Source organism: Peribacillus sp. SIMBA_075 (assembly GCF_046534585.1).
Genome location: NZ_JAWRYN010000166.1, coordinates 1 through 399 on the forward strand (window position 1 = coordinate 1; position 399 = coordinate 399).

The window sequence follows — 399 nt, forward strand, 5'->3', positions numbered from 1 at the left end:
GGTAAGGGGACACGTCTGTATTGCCATCCAGAATGCCATTGCCCGCGCCTTGATGTTTTTTGCGCACAAATTCACGGATGGTTTCCATATCGTCTTTTTCAACCGTTTTTGAAGAGCCTTTTGAGACCGACCCGTTTTTATTCAAACGGACTGGGATGACGTTCGAGTAGCCATCGATCTGGTCATCCATTGCCTGGATGACTTCCGGGTCTTCCACCACCAGGCCGTTCATCTTGAACGACTTCGCCAGTTCCTCTTCCAATTCTTCTGCAGTTAGCAGCTTTGTCATCTTGAGCATCGGATTGTGCATATGGAAATACAGCACGCCTGCCGGTTCCGCCTGCTCCCCGAGCCAGCGCTTGGAATGCGTCAATGCGACGTCCAAATACGTAAAGGTCT

General features: G+C 50.6%; 2 protein-coding genes. Both read right to left on the minus strand.

Annotation, left to right across the window (positions count from 1 at the left end; all coding sequences use genetic code 11):
* Nucleotides 1–232: hypothetical protein (locus SB775_RS27640; RefSeq protein WP_410864334.1), on the minus strand; the 232-nt coding region annotated here is incomplete at its 3' end.
* A partial coding sequence (locus SB775_RS27645) for a hypothetical protein (protein WP_410864335.1) occupies nucleotides 183–399 on the minus strand: 217 nt, incomplete at its 5' end. The genes SB775_RS27645 and SB775_RS27640, both read right to left, overlap by 50 nt.